At 72.3% G+C, this 16086-nt stretch carries 17 protein-coding genes; 2 read left to right on the top strand and 15 right to left on the bottom strand.

Going from position 1 to position 16086, the window contains the following annotated elements; translation table 11 throughout:
• Window positions 1-120: 120 nt before the first annotated feature.
• The 5 genes from OG956_RS28015 to OG956_RS27995 form a co-directional block, all read right to left on the bottom strand.
• Window positions 121-1245, bottom strand: coding sequence for a GH12 family glycosyl hydrolase domain-containing protein (locus OG956_RS28015; RefSeq protein ID WP_330340775.1), 1125 nt, complete (start codon window positions 1243-1245; stop codon window positions 121-123).
• Between the two features lie 229 nt (window positions 1246-1474).
• A complete protein-coding gene (locus OG956_RS28010; protein WP_330340774.1) occupies window positions 1475-2497 on the bottom strand; it encodes a LacI family DNA-binding transcriptional regulator in 1023 nt (340 codons plus the stop codon).
• A gap of 170 nt (window positions 2498-2667) precedes the next feature.
• A complete protein-coding gene (locus OG956_RS28005) occupies window positions 2668-3234 on the bottom strand; it encodes a TetR/AcrR family transcriptional regulator (RefSeq protein ID WP_330340773.1) in 567 nt (188 codons plus the stop codon).
• A gap of 239 nt (window positions 3235-3473) precedes the next feature.
• Window positions 3474-4916 (bottom strand): alkaline phosphatase PhoX, encoded by a 1443-nt coding sequence (locus tag OG956_RS28000; RefSeq protein ID WP_330340772.1) that lies wholly within the window; start codon window positions 4914-4916, stop codon window positions 3474-3476.
• 349 nt (window positions 4917-5265) lie between these two features.
• Window positions 5266-6693 (bottom strand): hypothetical protein, encoded by a 1428-nt coding sequence (locus OG956_RS27995; RefSeq protein WP_330340771.1) that lies wholly within the window; start codon window positions 6691-6693, stop codon window positions 5266-5268.
• 266 nt (window positions 6694-6959) lie between these two features.
• Between OG956_RS27995 and OG956_RS27990 the strand changes: the two genes are divergently transcribed.
• The gene (locus OG956_RS27990; RefSeq protein ID WP_330340770.1) at window positions 6960-8786 is read left to right on the top strand and encodes an endonuclease/exonuclease/phosphatase family protein; all 1827 of its coding nucleotides are present in this window, start codon (window positions 6960-6962) and stop codon (window positions 8784-8786) included.
• Between the two features lie 6 nt (window positions 8787-8792).
• Here the strand turns inward: OG956_RS27990 and OG956_RS27985 are convergent, their stop codons facing one another.
• The 5 genes from OG956_RS27985 to OG956_RS27965 all read right to left on the bottom strand — a co-directional run bounded on the left by OG956_RS27985 (window position 8793) and on the right by OG956_RS27965 (window position 12034).
• Window positions 8793-9527 carry an SRPBCC family protein gene (locus OG956_RS27985; RefSeq protein ID WP_330340769.1) on the bottom strand — a complete coding sequence of 245 codons (735 nt, stop codon included), beginning with the start codon at window positions 9525-9527 and terminating at the stop codon, window positions 8793-8795.
• A gap of 14 nt (window positions 9528-9541) precedes the next feature.
• A complete protein-coding gene (locus OG956_RS27980; RefSeq protein WP_330340768.1) occupies window positions 9542-10141 on the bottom strand; it encodes an ArsR/SmtB family transcription factor in 600 nt (199 codons plus the stop codon).
• Window positions 10142-10193: 52 nt separating this feature from the next.
• A complete protein-coding gene (locus tag OG956_RS27975) occupies window positions 10194-10694 on the bottom strand; it encodes a DUF3618 domain-containing protein (RefSeq protein ID WP_330340767.1) in 501 nt (166 codons plus the stop codon).
• A 456-nt stretch (window positions 10695-11150) separates the two neighbouring features.
• Window positions 11151-11855, bottom strand: a complete 705-nt coding sequence (locus OG956_RS27970) for a hypothetical protein (RefSeq protein WP_330340766.1) — start codon at window positions 11853-11855, stop codon at window positions 11151-11153.
• The gene (locus OG956_RS27965; RefSeq protein WP_330340765.1) at window positions 11852-12034 is read right to left on the bottom strand and encodes a hypothetical protein; all 183 of its coding nucleotides are present in this window, start codon (window positions 12032-12034) and stop codon (window positions 11852-11854) included. Before OG956_RS27965 ends, OG956_RS27970 begins: the two co-directional genes overlap by 4 nt.
• Before the next feature lie 167 nt (window positions 12035-12201).
• Between OG956_RS27965 and dapA the strand changes: the two genes are divergently transcribed.
• Complete coding sequence (gene dapA / locus OG956_RS27960; RefSeq protein ID WP_330340764.1) at window positions 12202-13104, top strand: 4-hydroxy-tetrahydrodipicolinate synthase; 903 nt, start codon at window positions 12202-12204, stop codon at window positions 13102-13104.
• Window positions 13105-13255: 151 nt separating this feature from the next.
• Here the strand turns inward: dapA and dapD are convergent, their stop codons facing one another.
• From dapD to sufU, 5 genes are all read right to left on the bottom strand, one after another.
• Entirely contained in the window at window positions 13256-14242 is a 987-nt protein-coding gene (gene dapD / locus OG956_RS27955) for a 2,3,4,5-tetrahydropyridine-2,6-dicarboxylate N-succinyltransferase (protein ID WP_330340763.1), read from the bottom strand.
• 64 nt (window positions 14243-14306) lie between these two features.
• A complete protein-coding gene (locus OG956_RS27950) occupies window positions 14307-14843 on the bottom strand; it encodes a TetR/AcrR family transcriptional regulator (protein WP_330340762.1) in 537 nt (178 codons plus the stop codon).
• On the bottom strand, window positions 14843-15166 hold the full coding sequence (locus OG956_RS27945) for a DMT family transporter (protein ID WP_330340761.1): 324 nt from the start codon (window positions 15164-15166) through the stop codon (window positions 14843-14845). Before OG956_RS27945 ends, OG956_RS27950 begins: the two co-directional genes overlap by 1 nt.
• A 117-nt stretch (window positions 15167-15283) precedes the next feature.
• Window positions 15284-15616: a metal-sulfur cluster assembly factor gene (locus tag OG956_RS27940; protein ID WP_330340760.1), complete on the bottom strand. Its 333-nt coding sequence runs from the start codon at window positions 15614-15616 to the stop codon at window positions 15284-15286.
• The gene (gene sufU, locus OG956_RS27935) at window positions 15613-16080 is read right to left on the bottom strand and encodes a Fe-S cluster assembly sulfur transfer protein SufU (protein WP_330340759.1); all 468 of its coding nucleotides are present in this window, start codon (window positions 16078-16080) and stop codon (window positions 15613-15615) included. Before sufU ends, OG956_RS27940 begins: the two co-directional genes overlap by 4 nt.
• Window positions 16081-16086: the final 6 nt, after the last annotated feature.

Below are 16086 nucleotides of genomic sequence, written 5' to 3'. Positions count from 1 at the left end.
GAAGGCGCCACCCGGGCGGGAGGGGACGAGGCGGTGCACGCCACCGGCGTCGGCGTGGGGGTCGGACGCGGTCCGGTACGAGGGCCCGGCAGGGTGCGCCCTCGTACCGCGCCCGGTGCGTCACGCGACGGTGCAGGCGGTGCCGTTCACGGTGAAGGCGGCAGGCTTGGCGAAGGCGCCGGAGTAGGTGCCCTGGAACCCGAAGGACGTCTGACCACCGGGCGCGAGCTGCCCGTTGTAGGAGAGGCTGGTCGCGGTGACCGCCCCCGAGGACGGCGACACGGTGGCGCCCCAGGCGCTGGTGATCTGCTGGCCGGAGGGCAGCGTGAACCCGGCCTTCCAGCCGTTCACCGCCGTGCTGCCGGTGTTGGCCACGGTGACGTCGGCGGTGAAGCCGCCGGTCCAGACGTTCGTCCCGTACGTCACCTTGCAGGCCGACGTGCCGGGGTCGGCCGGGGTGGTGCCGCCGGTGTTGACTGCCGAGGAGAACGACGACACGGCGAGTCCGGCGCCGTTCTGCCAGGGTTCGAAGCCGGCCTGAACGCTCGTCAGGTACCAGCTGCTCTGGGCCAGTCCGCGGGAGACCGCCTGGCGCACGAAGTCCATGACGTCGAAGGACCAGCTGGTGATGGCCGACGGGGCGACGAACGACAGCACGTCGTTGGAGCCGTTGTTGCCGGACCACACCTGCCACTGGCGCCCGGCGACGGTGACGGTGCCGACCTGCGAGCCGACCGGCTGGACCGAGCCGACGTGGTTGAACCAGACCATGATCTCGGTCTTGTTCACGCCGTCCTTGCGGGCGGTCGGGTCGAGCCAGATGTCGTACGCCGCGTCGTACACGGCGTTGCTCACGTACGTGTACGAGATCGACGTCGGGGCGCTGGAGATGCCGCTGAGCTGCGCCGGGAGGTTGGTGCCCGGTGAGCAGTTGGTGTAGTGGCAGCCGTTGTAGATCGACGGGTACGACTTCGGCGCCCCGTTCGTCGGCACCGAGCCGTCGGCCTGGGTGATGCGGAAGCCGGAGTCGGTGGCGCTGATGCACTGGGTGTCGCTGGTGCCCCAGCGGTTGTTCTGGACGACATAACGGCCCTGGACCGTGGTCGACCCGAACTGATCGCAGACCGTCGTGTCGGCCTGTGCGGCCGAGGCGGTGGTCAGGAGCGCCGCCAGGGCGGCGAGGACGGTGAGCAGCGCCGCGAACAGGGCACTGGCTCCACGGACATGGTGCTGTGACGTGCGCATGCGGGTCCTCTCCGAAGGGACGGGGAAGTAGTCGCGGGAGCGCTCCCAAGTCATTGAATGGGAGCGCTCCCATTCCCTCGGTTTCGGTGGGACTGTAGGGAGTAGTGCATGTCCCTGACAAGACGTCGGGCGGGAATGCGTCGAAGCGTTGTCGAAGGCGCAGGTCAGATACTCACGCCCGGGAGCGCTCCCGAAACCCTTAACTCGCCGGGCCCTGATGCAGGGCGCCTCAGGCCGACTCGCGCACCACCAGTTCCGTGCGCAGAATGACATGCCGCCAGGCCAGTGAGGGTTCCTCGATCTCCTCCAGGAGCAGCCGGACCATGGCCCGGCCGATCTCCTGCAGCGGCTGACGCACCGTCGTCAGCGGCGGCACGGTCTGCTCTGCCAGCGGGAAGTCGTCGAAACCGACCACGGCCACGTCCTCGGGCACCCGCCGCCCCGCCGCCCGCAGCGCCTGCAGCGCACCGGCCGCCGTGGTGTCCGACGCGGCGAGCACCCCGTCGATCTCCGGGTGCCGCTCGATGAGCCGCGCCATCGCCAGCCGCCCGCTCTCCCGTGTGAAGTCACCCTCGGCGATCCAGGACGGCTTGCCGTGCAGCCCGGCCGCCGCCAGCGCCTCGCGGTAGCCGCGCAGCCGGCACTGGGCGACGTACATGTCGGACGGCCCGGTGATGGTGGCGATCGCCGTCCGGCCGCGTTCCAGCAGGTGGGAGACGGCGCTGCGGGCGCCGCCGACGTTGTCCGCGTCGACGTAGCTGACGTGCTCGTCGCCGGAGCGGCGCCCGAGCAGCACGGTGGGCACGCGGGCCTCGGCGAGCATGTCGGGCAGCGGATCGTCGGCGTGCACGGACATCAGCAGCACCCCGTCCACCCGGCCCCCGCGCGCGTACTCCAGCAGGCGCCGCCGCTCGGCGCCGGACCGCACCAGCGTCAGCAGCAACTGGATCCCGGTGTCGGCCAGCCCGTCCCCGAGCGAGCTGACGATCTCGGAGAAGAAGGGCTCGGCGAACTGCCGCCAGTCCGGCTCGGTCATCACCAGTGCCACCGCGTCGGCCCTGCTCCCGGCCAGGGAACGGGCCGCCAGATTGGGCACATACCCCAGCTCCGCGATGGCCTGCTGCACGGCACGACGGGTCGACTCCTTCACGCCCGCCGCGTTGTTGATGACGCGGGAGACGGTGCCCCGCCCCACTCCGGCGCGAGCGGCCACCTCCTCCAGCGTCGGCGTGCCAGGGCGTCGCCTGCCCATGACCACCTCCCCCACGAGATCCCCGATCTTACGGCCCGGCCGCCGCGCCGCACACGGCCGCGCCCCGGGACGCCGCCCCTCCGCTCCCGGGCGGGGCAGCTCCCGGGAGCACGTGCACGGCGTCGCGGGGCCGGGGCCGAAGGCCGGGGGAGGAAGCGTGACGACAGGCCCTAGCCCCGCAGCCCCTCCACCAGCAGGGTCAGATACCGCCGGATCTCCCGTCCCTGCCCGTTCGCGAGTTCGGATGCCGTGGCGACCCCGTGGGCGAGCCGCAGCACGTCGATCGGCTCGACGTCGGCCCGCAGCGCCCCCTCCGCCCGCGCCGCCTCGACCAGCCTCGCGGCCGCGCCCTTCACCGTCGTCCCGCACGCCGTCAGCGCGGCCGAACTGCCGTCCGTGACCGCCGAACCCAGCAGCGCCTTCATTCCCCGCACCTGGATCGTGGCGACGCACAGCTCGTTCAGCCACTCCATCAGGGCCTCGCCGGGCGGCAGTTGCCCCGCCAGCTCCTCCGCGCGCGCCCCCAGCGCCTCGATGCGGTCCACGTACGCCGCCTCCAGCAGCGCCTGCCGGGTCGGGAAGTGCCGGTAGAGCGTGCCGGAGCCGACGCCCGCCCGCTTGGCGATGTCGTCGAGTGACGCCTTCTCCCCATGCTCGGCGAAGGCCTCCGCCGCCACCTTCAGCAACCGCTCGTAGTTGCGCCGAGCGTCCGCGCGCATGGGCCTGACCTGCGTCATCCAGTAACTCCTTGCACAGCGGGAACCCTCTCCGTATTTACCACGGGGCGTCGCGCGCCTTCGGCTTCGGTTCCCTGATCGTGCCGGCCGCGCCGGCGGTGGCGGCGTGCGTGCTCACCGGCGGCAGACCCGGGTCCGCGCGCTGGCCTCGCGGCCTTCGGCGGCCCACAACGCCGCACACCCCCTCGGCGCTCCCCGCCTCGCGGGCGCGGCGGGGAGCGGCTCGGTGGTCCCGGCGCCTACCGCTGCTGCCGCTTCCAGGGGCCGGTGATGGCGAGCATGATGCCGGGCGTCTGGATGTTGGCGAACAGGGTCCGGCCGTCGGGCGAGAAGGTGACGCCGGTGAACTCGCTGTACTCCGGCTCCGCTTCGGTGCCGATGTTGAGCTCGTTGCGGGCGATCGGGTAGGTGCGGCCGCTCTCGGTGGCGCCGAACAGATGCTGGACGCCCTCGCCGTCCTCGGCGATGACGAGGCCGCCGTACGGGGAGACGGTGATGTTGTCCGGGCCGTCGAAGGCGCCGTCCTTCGCCGGGTCCGGGTTCACGCCGAGCAGCACCTTCAGGGTGAGGGTGCGGCGCGCCGGGTCGTAGAACCAGACCTGGCCGTCGTGCTGGACGGGGCTCTCCTCGCGGGCGTAGGAGGAGACGATGTAGGCGCCGCCGTCGCCCCACCACATGCCCTCCAGCTTGCGGGCGCGGGTGATCCGGCCGTCGGCGAACTGCTTGCGGGTGGAGACCTGCCGGGCGTCGCGGTCGGGGACGTCCACCCAGTCGACGCCGTAGACGGTGCCGATCCTGGTGGCGCGGGACAGGTCGTCCACGAACTTCCCGCCGGAGTCGAAGCACTTGAAGGCCTGGAGCACACCGGCGTCGTCGGCGAGGGTGCGCAGCTTGCCCCGGCCGTGCCGGAAGCCCTCCGGCGGGGTCCAGCGGTAGAGCAGGCCGTTGGGGCCGGCCGCGTCCTCGGTGAGGTAGGCGTGCCCGCGCTTGGGGTCGATGACGACCGCCTCGTGGGCGTAGCGGCCGAAGGCCTTGATCGGCTTGGGGTCGCGGTTGGCCCGGTGGTCCTCGGGGTCGACCTCGAAGACGTAGCCGTGGTCCTTGGTCATGCCGTTCTGGCCGGCCTTGTCCTCGGTCTCCTCGCACGTCAGCCAGGTGCCCCAGGGAGTGGAGCCGCCCGCGCAGTTGGTGGAGGTGCCGGCGATGCCGACCCACTCGGCGACCTGGTCGCGGCGCACCTCGACGACCGTGCAGCCACCGGAGGCGGCGGGGTCGTAGACGAGGCCCTCGGTGAGCGGCACGGGGTACGCCCAGTTGGCGCGCGGGCCCTTCAGTTCGTGGTTGTTGACGAGGAGGGTGGCGCCGCGCTGTCCCGCGAAGGCGGCGGTGCCGTCGTGGTTGGACGGCGTGAACTCGCCGGACTCCAGCCTGGTCCTGCCGCTGTAGGTGACGATCTCGTAGCTGAAGCCCGCGGGCAGGGCGAGGATGCCGTTCGGGTCCGGGACCAGCGGACCGTAGCCGACGCCGTGTCCCCCGTGCGCCGACTCCGCCCCGGCGCCGTCGGCGTCCGTCGCGGCGAGGGCGTTCGGCGCGGTGGCGAGGGCGCCGACGCTGCCCGCCAGGGCGATCCCGGCGCCGGCGATCGCGGAGGTTCTGGCGAAGTCCCTGCGGGTGAGCGACATATGTGTCTCCTACAGACGGTGGGAGTGCCGTGGAGGGTGGCGGACCTCGGTTCGGCGCACACGCTCCCGCCACACCTTGAACGGGAGTTGAACAGCGGGCTGCTTCCAAGGCCCTTGTTCAAGAATCCGTATGGCACACCCCATGGCCACCCCAAAGGCGACCCGCCACTACGGCACTCGGCCGCACCACCGAGAAGAAGCCCCCGCACCGCGACGGCACTCAGCCGCACCACCGAGAAGAAGCCTCCGCACCACGACGGCACTCAGCCGCACCACCGAGAAGAAGCCCCCGCACCGCGACGGCACTCGATCACAGCGCCGGGAGAGGACCGACCGTACCGCGACGGCCTCACACCCCGTGCTGCGACCGCGCCTTGAACGCGGCCTTGCGTGCCTCCTTCGCCACCTTCTTGTCCGGGTGCAGCCGTCCCATCGCCTCCAGCACCTCGGCCGTGGCCGGGTGCTCCACCCGCCACGCGGCGGAGAAGAACCCGCTGTGCTGCGCGGCCAGCCCCTCCACCAGCGCCTGCAGTTCCTCGGAGTTGCCCTCGGCGGCCAGTTGCGCGGCCAGCGTGTCGACGGTCAGCCAGAACACCATCTCCTCGGACGGCGCCGGCACCCCGGCCATCCCCCGCTCGCTCAGCCAGACGCGGGCCAGGCCGCCCAGTTCGGGATCGTCCAGCACCTCCCGCAACGCGGGCTCGGCCTCCGCGCCGACCAGGGAAAGGGCCTGCTGGCAGCGCAGCCTGCGCAGCGGCGCGCCCGCGTCCGCACCCCGGGCGGCGGCGAGCAACTCCCGGGCGGCGGCGAGCGGTTCGCGCCGGTCGAGCCACTGCTCGGTCTCGGCCCGCGCCGCGGCCTGACCGAATCCGGCCATGCCGTCGAGCAGCGCGTCCGCGCCCTTGTCGGCGAGTTCGCCCACGGCCGGCGCCGCGAACCCGGCGTCCAGCAGCCGCGCCCGCAGCCCGTACACGCCGAGCGGGGTGAGCCGGACCATGCCGTAGCGCGTGACGTCGGCGTCGTCCAGCGGCGCGGCCGGCTCCTCCTCCGGGTCGGCCATCAGCGCCTCGTCCACCGGCCGGTACTCCACGAGACCGACCGGCTCCAGCATCCGGAACTGGTCGTCCAGGCGCATCATCGCGTCGGAGACCTGCTGCAGGACGGCGTCGGTGGGCTCGCCCGGGCCGTCGGGGACGATCACCGAGGCGGCGAGGGCGGGCAGCGGGACCGGTCCCTCGCCGGGGCCGCCCTCACTCACCGTCAGCAGATACAGATTGCCGAGGACGCCGTCGAGGAACGCGGCCTCCGCGTCCGGGTCCCAGCCGAGTGACGAGAAATCGACCGTGCCGTCCTCGGCCAGGGCGTCGGCCAGACCGTCCAGATCCGGCACGCTCGCGTCGGCGAGGACGGTCTCCAGCGCGGTGAGCCACACGGAGAGCACGTCGGCCGGGGAGCCGCCGGTGAGCAGCTTCAGCTCCTCGCCCGGCCGTACCGTGCCGGCCTCCTCGTCCACGATCTCGACCAGCCCCGTGTCCACGGCGATCCGCCAGGCCTCGCCGGCGTCCGCGGCGGCGTCGTCACCGCTCAGTCCGAGCAGTTCGGCGGCGGCCGGAAGCTGCTCCTCGACCAGTACGCCGCCGGCGTCCACGCGGGTGTCCGGCCCCGCCCAGCGGGCGAGGCGGGCGGCACGGGAGAGCAGCGGCGTGGACAGCGCGGCGCGGGCCAGCTCCGCTTCGGAGTGCAGCCGTACGGGCGGCAGGGGGGAGCTGTCTGACATCGGCTGGATCTCCTCGGAGCGTGAAACGGGCTCAGCCGCTCAGCCTAGACGGATTTCGCCCCATGCCGCCCGGTTCATCTCCCCGTCAGCGGCCGTACATGGCCGAAACCTTGACAACTCCCGGGCGCAGGCAGGAGATTGACGCGCGTAGAAGTTGGGGGGACGACTGTTCACTCGGCTCTACGCGTGTCACGGAGGGCTACGACCCCCACACGCACCCGTACCACCCTCGTCCCGGCGCATCGTCACGTCCCCGGAGGGATCCCTTGCCGAGCAGGTCTTCCGCGCGCCTCGCCGCGCTCACCGTCGCCGCCGTCTGCAGCGCGGCGTCCGCCGTCGCCCTGACCGCCCCCGCGCACGCCGACTCGGTGCGCGTCCACGACATCCAGGGCACGACCCGAATATCGCCGTTCGCCGGGCAGAAGGTGACGGACGTGCCCGGCATCGTCACGGCCACGCGCACGTACGGCTCCTCCAGAGGCTTCTGGCTCCAGGACCCGGATGCGGACGCCGACCCGGCCACCAGCGAGGGCGTCTTCGTCTTCACCGGCTCCACGCCGAAGGTGGCGGTCGGCGACGCGGTGACGGTGACCGGCACGGTCTCGGAGTACGTCCCGGGCGGCGCCTCCTCCGGCAACCAGTCCCTGACCGAGATCACCAAGCCGGTGATCACCACGGTCTCCACCGGCAATCCGGTCCCGGCGCCGGTCGTGATCGACGAGGACTCGGTGCCGGACGCGTACACCCCGCAGGGCGACCCCGCGGCCGGCGGCTCGATCAACAACCTCCCGCTGGACCCGTCGAAGTACGCCCTGGACTACTACGAGTCCCTTGAGGGCATGAACGTCCAGGTCGCCGACACCCGCGTGGTCACCGCCACCGACCCCTACAGCGAGCTGTGGGTCACGGTGAAGCCGCACGAGCACGCCGGCCGCCGAGGCGGCACGGTCTACGGCTCCTACGACTCCCAGAACACCGGCCGCCTCCAGATCCAGTCGCTGGGCTCCACCGCCGACTTCCCGAAGGCGAACGTCGGCGACACCCTGGAGGGCGCCACCACCGGCCCGCTCGACTTCAACCAGTACGGCGGCTACACCCTCGTCGCGAGCAGGCTCGGCACGCTGCAGAGCGCCGGCCTGGAACGCGAGACGACGCGGAGGCAGTCGGGCCGCGAGCTGGCGGTGGCCACCTACAACGTCGAGAACCTCGACCCCTCGGACACCACCTTCGCCCAGCACGCGTCCGCGATCGTGAACAACCTGCAGGCGCCGGACATCGTGTCCCTGGAGGAGATCCAGGACGACAACGGCGCCACGGACGACGGCACGGTCGACGCGAGCGTCACCGTGAACAAGCTGATCGACGCGATCGTCGCGGCGGGCGGCCCGAAGTACGACTGGCGCTCCATCGACCCGGTCAACGACCAGGACGGCGGCCAGCCGGGCGGCAACATCCGCCAGGTGTTCCTGTTCAACCCCGAGCGGGTGTCCTTCGTGGACCGCGCGGGCGGCGACTCCACCACCGCGGTCGGCGTCGCCAAGAAGAACGGCAAGGCCGAGCTGACAGCCTCCCCCGGCCGCATCGACCCGCAGAACGCCGCTTGGAAGGACAGCCGCAAGCCGCTGGTCGGCCAGTTCGTCTTCCGCGGCAAGACGGTCTTCGTGATCGCCAACCACCTGGTCTCCAAGGGCGGCGACCAGGGCCTGACCTCCCAGTACCAGCCGCCGACGCGCAGCTCGGAGATCCAGCGCCACGCGCAGGCCACCGAGGTGAACGCCTTCGTCAAGGACATCCTCGAAGTCCAGAGGAACGCGAACGTGATCGCGCTCGGCGACATGAACGACTTCGAGTTCTCCGAGACGGCGCAGATCCTCGAGGGCGACGGCGAACTGTGGTCGGCGATCAAGTCGCTGCCGAGGAGCGAGCGGTACACCTACGACTACCAGGGCAACGAGCAGGTCCTGGACCAGATCCTGATCAGCCCGGCGATCCGGCGCGGCTGCGACGTCGAGTACGACAGCGTGCACATCAACTCGGAGTTCAACGACCAGATCAGCGACCACGACCCGCAGGTGCTGCGCTTCCGCCCGTGACCTGCGTCAGGACCGGCCGAACACCCCGCTGAGCCAGTCCTGCCAGGCGGCCTCGTTCGCCTCGGCGTCGGCGTCCGGCGCGAAGTCGTGGACGCTGATGCCGAGCGGGGCGCCCCAGTGGCCCCGCCCGAAGAAGCGGATGAGGGCGTGGTCGGTGCGCAGCCCGATGAAGTACGGGTTGCGGTAGTCGAGTACGGCGTCCAGGGGCCCGCCGGGCCCTCGGACGCTCACCTTGGCACCGGCGGCCGCGTCGTCCGCAAGCCCGAGGGCGCGCGCGACGGCGGCGAGCGCCCGCGGGCTCGCCGAGGCCGCGGGCCCGTTCAGCTGGGCGAAGGCGACCGGCCGGGGCGCGAAGTGGGTGAGGTACTCGCACAGGGTGTGCAGGTAGAAGTTGGTGTGCTTGCTGGCGCCGTCGTACTGGTTGTTCCAGTCGTCGGTGAAGATGCCGCTGTGCACATAGCGCACCCAGGCGCGGCGCCCCTCGTCGCGGGACTCGATGGTGTAGTCGAGCTGGTTGACCGACTGCGTCGGCATGCCGACGTCCTCGCTGCGACTGCCGTAGCGGTGCGGCGGATCCCAGGCGGTGACGGTGGACCCGAAGGGCCCCCTGCCGCCTTCGCGCGGCTCGGGCGGGTCCATGGGCCACAGGTAGCCGCCGGTGCCGGTGGTGACGGCCTCCCACACCTTCTCGGGCGGGACGTCCACCTCGAACTCGCGGACGATCTCGAATTCCTCGGGCATGTCGGGACTCCTGCTCACTGGTCCAGTGCGGGGGCCTTGACCGTGGGATGCAGGGCGACGACGATCCGGTGGTCGCGGCCGCCCTCGGCGTCCGGGGCGTCGTACTTGCGGATCAGCGCGCTCACGCCCGCCGTCAGCTCCTGTACGAAGGCCGCCCGGTCGGCGGCGGAGGCGAAGCGGACCTGCCCGTCCAGCGCGTAGGTCGCCAGCCCCTTCCGGGCCCGCGCGGCGCCGGTGATCAGCGCGCCGACGTCCCGCACCAGCCGGGCGCCGAGCGCGAGCAGCCACCGCGCGGACAACTGATCGCGAAAGCGATCCGGATCCGGCTGGACGCCCGGCAGAGCGGCGGGCGAGATGACGTACGAGGCGGCGGTCGCCCGCATCAGCCGCTCGGTGACGTTGCCCTTGCGCCGCTCCCCGGCCAGCTCGACCAGGCCGTGCCGCTCCAGCGCCTTGAGGTGGTAGTTCACCTTCTGCCGGGGCAGCCCGACCTTGCCGGCCAGCATCGTCGCCGAGGCGGGCTCGACGGCGAGCTCGGCGAGCAGCCGGGCCCGGATGGGGTCCAGCGACACGGCCGCCGCCTCGGGGTCCTCGATCACGGTCACGTCCAGCATGCCCACACCCTCCCACCGAAAACTTTTCTCGTCCACGGTGGGCGGGGCAGGTTCAGCGTCGCCTCATCCGCGCGACACCGGCGGCGACCACGGCGGCGACGCTCGCCAGGCCCGCGAGCACCGCCGGCCGCCGCAGCCGCACCAGAACGCCCGCGGCCCTGCCCTGCGCAGCATGCCCGGCGTGCCCGGCCCGCCCCTGCGCCACATGCCCCGCCTGAGCCACCTTGCCCTGCACGACATGCCCGGCATGGACGGCCTTGCCCTGCACGACATGCCCGGCCTGGGCAGCCCGGCCCTGCACCGCATGACCGGCCTGGACGGCCCGGCCCTGCACGGCGTGCCCGGCCTGGGCGGCGCTGACCCGCAGCTGCACGGTCATGGCGCCGGCCTTGTCCCGCAGATCGGCGGCCCGCACCCGGGCCCGCCCCTTCACATCGGCCTTGCCGACCAACTGGGCCACGGTGCCCCCGAGTTGGTGCCTGGCGTGCTCGATCTGGTGCCGCAGCTCGTCGGGTCCCTTGGCCCCCGTACGATGCGGAGTCCTGTGCTTCATCGGTGTGCCCTTTCTCGCGTCGACGTCGGCCCGGCCGCTGCCGAGCCCCGGGACAGGCCTGAGCGGGTCGCCTCCGGAGGCCGCGTGCGGCGGGAGGGGACGTGCCGGGTGGTGTCCGCCCGCAGCGGCCGGCGAGAACACCGGGCACTCCACGGCAGGCGGCCCGCCGGACCGAGGACGGACACCACCCGGCGCGGCACCGACTCACAGACCACCGTAGGCGCGACCCCGCCCACGACGCACCCGCACGGGCCGCCGCAGGCACCGAACGCACCCCGCAGACCACCGCAGGCATCGAACGCACCCGCACCCGCACGGAACGCCGCAGGCAGGGCATCGCACGCACCCGACGGGACACCGCACCGCACGAAGCACCCGCAGTGGCCCACGCACCGAAGACGCACCGACCAGGCCGCTCCAGAGCTGCGGGTACCCGGAGAGGCGGCCGTTAGGCCGTCACCCCCGCCCCGATCCCCCGCCCCCGCCCCCGCCCCCGCGCTCACCGAGCCGGGCGAGTTGGCTCTGGAACCAGTCGAGCCGGGCCTGCAACAACGCCGCCTCGGCCACGAGTTCGGGCACACCCAGCTCCGCCCCCGCCGCCAACTCGGCGGAGCCACCCGCACCCCCACCGCGCGCAACCACCCGCAGCCCCTCCCCGGCCAGCCGCGCGAACCCGGCGAGCGAGACGGACGTACGCCCGCGCACACACCCGGCGCACGCCGGAGCGAGCCCCCGCCACCCCGGCCTGCCCCACCCGGCGTCGGCGAGCGCGACGGCGGCGGCGCCGCAGGCGCACGGCCCGGCGACGGCCGTGCGCACCCGCTGCCGCCCGTACCGGAACCCGCGCTCGAAGCGGATGTAGGCCCCCAGCACGGAGACCTCCAGCAGCAGGGCCGTACGGTGCTCGGCGGTGCACAGCATGGCCTCCGCGGCGGCACGGTCGTGGACGCAGTGGAACCCGCAGTCGCACAGCCGGGCCGGCGGCCGGTGCCGGCGCCCGTAGACGCAGGCGGCGTCGTCGAGGACGCCGTACGGCAGCGCGCCGCCGAGCGACACTCCGGTGAACCCGGCCCGGGTGCCGTCCTGGGACAGCACCGGGTGGGCGATCTTGTATCCGGTCGGCGGCTCCGTCGGGCGTTCCGCGGGGAGCCGCAGTCTCATCGGACGGCCGGAACCTCTTCGCGGCCCGGCTCGGCCGTCACGACGCGGGCGGTGTCCTCAGCAAGCGGTCCCCGCTCCTCGCGGACGACCTCCTCGCGGACGATCTCCTCCCGGCCGGCCTCTTCGCCGCGCGGCCGCTCCTCGGCGTATCCGGTGGCCAGTGCCTTGCCGAGCTTCATGGTGCCTCCCATGACGGACGTCGGTGACCCTCCGGCCATAGTGACCCATGAAGGGCCGAGTTGGACACAGGGCCTCCGTCCACCAGAGCATCAATTCAGCAGAACTTACCAATAGCGCGTAGCAGAATTAAGTAGTGCTTGATCAAGGGGAGGCCGACACTACCCCCATGACGACGACACCCACCACCCCGCGCCCCTTCGGCCGCACCCTCTGCGCGATGATCACGCCGTTCACCGAGGAGGGCGCCCTCGACCTGGACGGCGCCCGCGAGCTGGCCGAGCGGCTGGTGGCCGAGGGCTGCGACGGCCTGGTGCTGAACGGCACCACGGGCGAGTCGCCCACCACCACGGACGCGGAGAAGACGGAACTGGTCGCGGCCGTCCGGGAGGCCGTCGGCGACAGCGCGTCCCTGGTCACCGGGGTGGGCACGGCCGACACCCGGCACACCGTGGAACTGGCCCGCGCGGCCGGGAAGGCGGGCGCAGACGGGGTGCTGGTGGTGACGCCGTACTACAGCAGGCCCCCGCAGGAGGCGCTGGAGGCGCACTTCCGCCAGGTCGCCGACGCGAGCGGACTGCCCGTGATGCTGTACGACATCCCGGGCCGCACCGGCACCCGGATCGAGCCGCAGACGATGATCCGCCTCGCCGAACACCCGAGGATCGTCGCGGTGAAGGACTGCTCGTACGACTTCCTAGGCACCCAGAAGGTGCTGGCGCACACCGATCTCGCGTACTACGCGGGCTGCGACGAACACGTGCTGGCGCTGTACGCGGTCGGCGCCGCGGGCTGCGTCAGCACGGTCGCCAACGCCGTACCCGGCCGGATCGCCGCGATCCTCGACGCCTTCGACGCCGGCGACACCGCGCGGGCGGCGCAACTCCAGCTGCGGGCGACGCCGTTGATCGAGGCGATGATGGCCGCGGGCCTGCCCGGCACGGTCACCGCGAAGGCGCTCCTCATGGCCCTCGGCCGCCCCGCGGGCCCGGTACGCGCACCCCTGCTGCCCGCAGACCGCGACACGACCGACGAACTGCTGACCCGGTACCAGGAACTCACCACCCCCTGACCACGGACAGCCGGAACCCGCACCCGCACCCGCACCCGCCCGCATCCGCAGACCTCACCGCTCGGCGAACACCGGCTCCCAGTCCCTGTCCGGCATGGCACAGCGCCCTCCGCCACACGGGGCGGAGGGCGCTGCTGCGCGGTGCGGTGGGTCAGTTGTGACTGTGGAGGATGTCGTTCAGGCCGCCCCAGACCGCGTTGTTCGGGCGGGCCTCGACCGCACCGGTGACCGAGTTGCGGCGGAAGAGGATGTTGGAGGCGCCGTTCAGCTCACGGGCCTTGACGATCTGGCCGTCGGGCATGGTGACCCGGGTGCCCGCGGTGACGTACAGGCCGGCCTCGACCACGCACTCGTCGCCGAGCGCGATGCCCACGCCCGCCTCGGCGCCGATCAGGCAGCGCTCGCCGATGGAGATGATCACGTTGCCGCCGCCGGACAGGGTGCCCATGGTGGAGGCGCCGCCGCCGATGTCGGAGCCGTTGCCGACCACGACGCCCGCGGAGATCCGGCCCTCGACCATGGAGGTCCCGAGCGTGCCGGCGTTGAAGTTGACGAAGCCCTCGTGCATGACGGTGGTGCCCTGGGCGAGGTGCGCGCCGAGGCGGACCCGGTCGGCATCGGCGATGCGCACGCCCTTGGGGACGACGTAGTCGGTCATGCGCGGGAACTTGTCGATCGAGGTGACCTGCAGGTGCAGGCCCTCGGCGCGGGCGTTCAGCCGCACCTTCTCGATGTCGTCCACCGCGACCGGGCCGAGCGAGGTCCAGGCGACGTTGGCGAGGTGGCCGAATATGCCGTCCAGGCTCTGGCCGTGCGGCTTGACCAGGCGGTGCGAGAGCAGGTGCAGGCGCAGGTAGACGTCGTGGGCGTCGATCGGCTTCTCGTCCAGCGAGGCGATGACCGTGCGGACGGCGACCACCTCGACGCCCCGGCGGGCGTCCGGGCCGGTCGCCGCGGTTGCGCCGCCGCCCAGCAGCTCGGCCGCCTGCTCGGCGGTGAGCCGCTCGGTGCCGGCCGGGCCCGGCTGCTCGACCAGCTCGGGGGCCGGGAACCAGGTGTCGAGAACGGTGCCGTCGGAGGCGATCGTGGCGAGGCCGGCGGCGACGGCGCCGGTGGTGCGGGTAGCAGACTCGGTCATGGGACAAAACCTAACGTGGGCGGGGTGGTCGGGGCGAACCGCGTCTCACGTGCCGGGCGCCGCTTCAGGGGATCAGCCGAGCCAGCACCTCACGCGCGCGCTCCTCGTCGTACGAACCGCCGGTGAGCAGCACTTCGAGGCAGATCCCGTCCATCAGGGCCACCAGCGCCCGCGCCGTCACCTCGTCCACCCGCGCGGCCAGCCGGTCCGCCGTCTCCTGCGCCCACTGGGCGGCGACCGGGCGCAGGGCCGGGCGGCGCAGGGCCGCGAGGTACAGCTCGTACTCCAGCTCCACGCCCGGCCGGTCGCGGCCCAGCCACTCGCCGAGGACCCGGGCGAGACCGGCCGCGAGGTCGCCGTCGCCGTCCGCGAGGACGCCGCTGGCGTCGAGCACCCGTGCGAACCCCTCGTTGGCCTGGCACAGGGCGGCCACCAGCAGGTCGTCCAGGGTGGCGAAGTGGTAGGTGGTGGAGCCGAGCGGGACGTCCGCCTCGGCGGCGACCGTACGGTGGCTGAGCCCGGCGATGCCGTCGCGGGCGGCCACCCGCAGGGCCGCGTCGATGATCCGCTGCCGCCGCTCGGGGTCGTAGCGCCGCCCCATCAGTGACTCGCCCCGCCGAGGTTCAGCACGACCACTCCACCGATGATCAGCAGGATGCCGCCGGCCTTGGCGAGGCTCAGCCCCTCCCCGAAGAGGAGCAGGCCGAGCAGGGCGACTGTGGCGGTGCCGACGCCGGACCAGATCGCGTACGCCGTGCCGATCTGGACGGTCTTCAGCGTCTGGGCGAGCAGCGCGAAGGAGACCAGATAGCCCAGGGCCGTCACGAGCGAGGGCCACAGCCGGCTGAACCCCTCGCTGTACTTCATCGCCGTCGTCGCGGCGACCTCGGCGGCGATGGCGCCGGCGAGCGTCAGATATCCCATGTGTACGAGCGTACACACCGTTGCGTACGGCCGTACACATGGGTCGCGCGGACGTGGGCGGAGCGCACGGAAAAGGGGCCGCGGCACTCGGCCGCGGCCCCTTTCGCCCGCTCTGTGTCAGACGTTGAACCCGAGCGCCCGAAGCTGCTCGCGGCCGTCGTCCGTGATCTTGTCCGGGCCCCACGGGGGCATCCAGACCCAGTTGATGCGCAGTTCGTTGACGAGGCCGTCCGTGGCGGACTTGGCCTGGTCCTCGATGACGTCCGTCAGCGGGCAGGCCGCCGAGGTCAGGGTCATGTCGACCGTGGCCACGTTGGAGTCGTCGATGTGGATGCCGTAGATCAGGCCGAGGTTGACGACGTCGATGCCCAGCTCGGGGTCGACCACGTCCATCAGGGCCTCGCGGAGTTCCTCCTCCGAGACCGGCTTCATCTCAGCGGTGTCGCTCATGCCGTCTTCCTTTCGGCGTCGGCGCCACCCAGCGCCTGGGCCGTCGCGTCCTTCCACGCCATCCAGCTCAGGAGGGCGCACTTGACCCGCGCGGGGTACTTGGAGACACCGGCGAACGCGACCGCGTCCTCCAGGATGTCCTCCATCGCGTCGTCCGGCTCGATCCTGCCCTTGGACTGCATCAGCTCCAGGAAGGTCTCCTGGATCTTCTGCGCGTCGGCCAGGTCCTTGCCGACCAGCAGCTCGTTCAGCACGGAGGCGGAGGCCTGGCTGATCGAGCAGCCCTGGCCCTCGTAGCTGACGTCCGCGATCTGCGTGCCGTCGTACTTCACGCGGAGGGTGATCTCGTCGCCGCACGTCGGGTTCACATGGTGCACCTCGGCGTCGCCATCCCGCAGACCACGCCCGTGCGGGTTCTTGTAGTGGTCCAGGATGACTTCCTGGTACATCGAGTCCAGCTTCACGGTCTC

Origin of the sequence: Streptomyces sp. NBC_00557 (assembly GCF_036345995.1) — a bacterium.
In the GTDB taxonomy this organism is placed as follows: Bacteria; Actinomycetota; Actinomycetes; order Streptomycetales; family Streptomycetaceae; genus Streptomyces.
The sequence above is the reverse complement of the archived record's forward strand: the minus strand, read 5'-3'. Positions and strand labels throughout refer to the sequence as shown.

Coding starts and splice junctions, on each gene's coding strand:
- OG956_RS28000 (WP_330340772.1), bottom strand. CDS start 4,916: ATGTCGCTCACCCGCAGGGACTTCGCCAGAACCTCCGCGATCGCCGGC.
- OG956_RS28015 (WP_330340775.1), bottom strand. CDS start 1,245: ATGCGCACGTCACAGCACCATGTCCGTGGAGCCAGTGCCCTGTTCGCG.
- OG956_RS27980 (WP_330340768.1), bottom strand. CDS start 10,141: ATGCTGGACGTGACCGTGATCGAGGACCCCGAGGCGGCGGCCGTGTCG.
- OG956_RS27985 (WP_330340769.1), bottom strand. CDS start 9,527: ATGCCCGAGGAATTCGAGATCGTCCGCGAGTTCGAGGTGGACGTCCCG.
- OG956_RS27995 (WP_330340771.1), bottom strand. CDS start 6,693: ATGTCAGACAGCTCCCCCCTGCCGCCCGTACGGCTGCACTCCGAAGCG.
- OG956_RS27940 (WP_330340760.1), bottom strand. CDS start 15,616: ATGAGCGACACCGCTGAGATGAAGCCGGTCTCGGAGGAGGAACTCCGC.
- OG956_RS27970 (WP_330340766.1), bottom strand. CDS start 11,855: ATGAGACTGCGGCTCCCCGCGGAACGCCCGACGGAGCCGCCGACCGGA.
- OG956_RS27945 (WP_330340761.1), bottom strand. CDS start 15,166: ATGGGATATCTGACGCTCGCCGGCGCCATCGCCGCCGAGGTCGCCGCG.
- dapA (WP_330340764.1), top strand. CDS start 12,202: ATGACGACGACACCCACCACCCCGCGCCCCTTCGGCCGCACCCTCTGC.
- OG956_RS27950 (WP_330340762.1), bottom strand. CDS start 14,843: ATGGGGCGGCGCTACGACCCCGAGCGGCGGCAGCGGATCATCGACGCG.
- OG956_RS27965 (WP_330340765.1), bottom strand. CDS start 12,034: ATGAAGCTCGGCAAGGCACTGGCCACCGGATACGCCGAGGAGCGGCCG.
- OG956_RS28005 (WP_330340773.1), bottom strand. CDS start 3,234: ATGACGCAGGTCAGGCCCATGCGCGCGGACGCTCGGCGCAACTACGAG.
- OG956_RS27975 (WP_330340767.1), bottom strand. CDS start 10,694: ATGAAGCACAGGACTCCGCATCGTACGGGGGCCAAGGGACCCGACGAG.
- dapD (WP_330340763.1), bottom strand. CDS start 14,242: ATGACCGAGTCTGCTACCCGCACCACCGGCGCCGTCGCCGCCGGCCTC.
- OG956_RS28010 (WP_330340774.1), bottom strand. CDS start 2,497: ATGGGCAGGCGACGCCCTGGCACGCCGACGCTGGAGGAGGTGGCCGCT.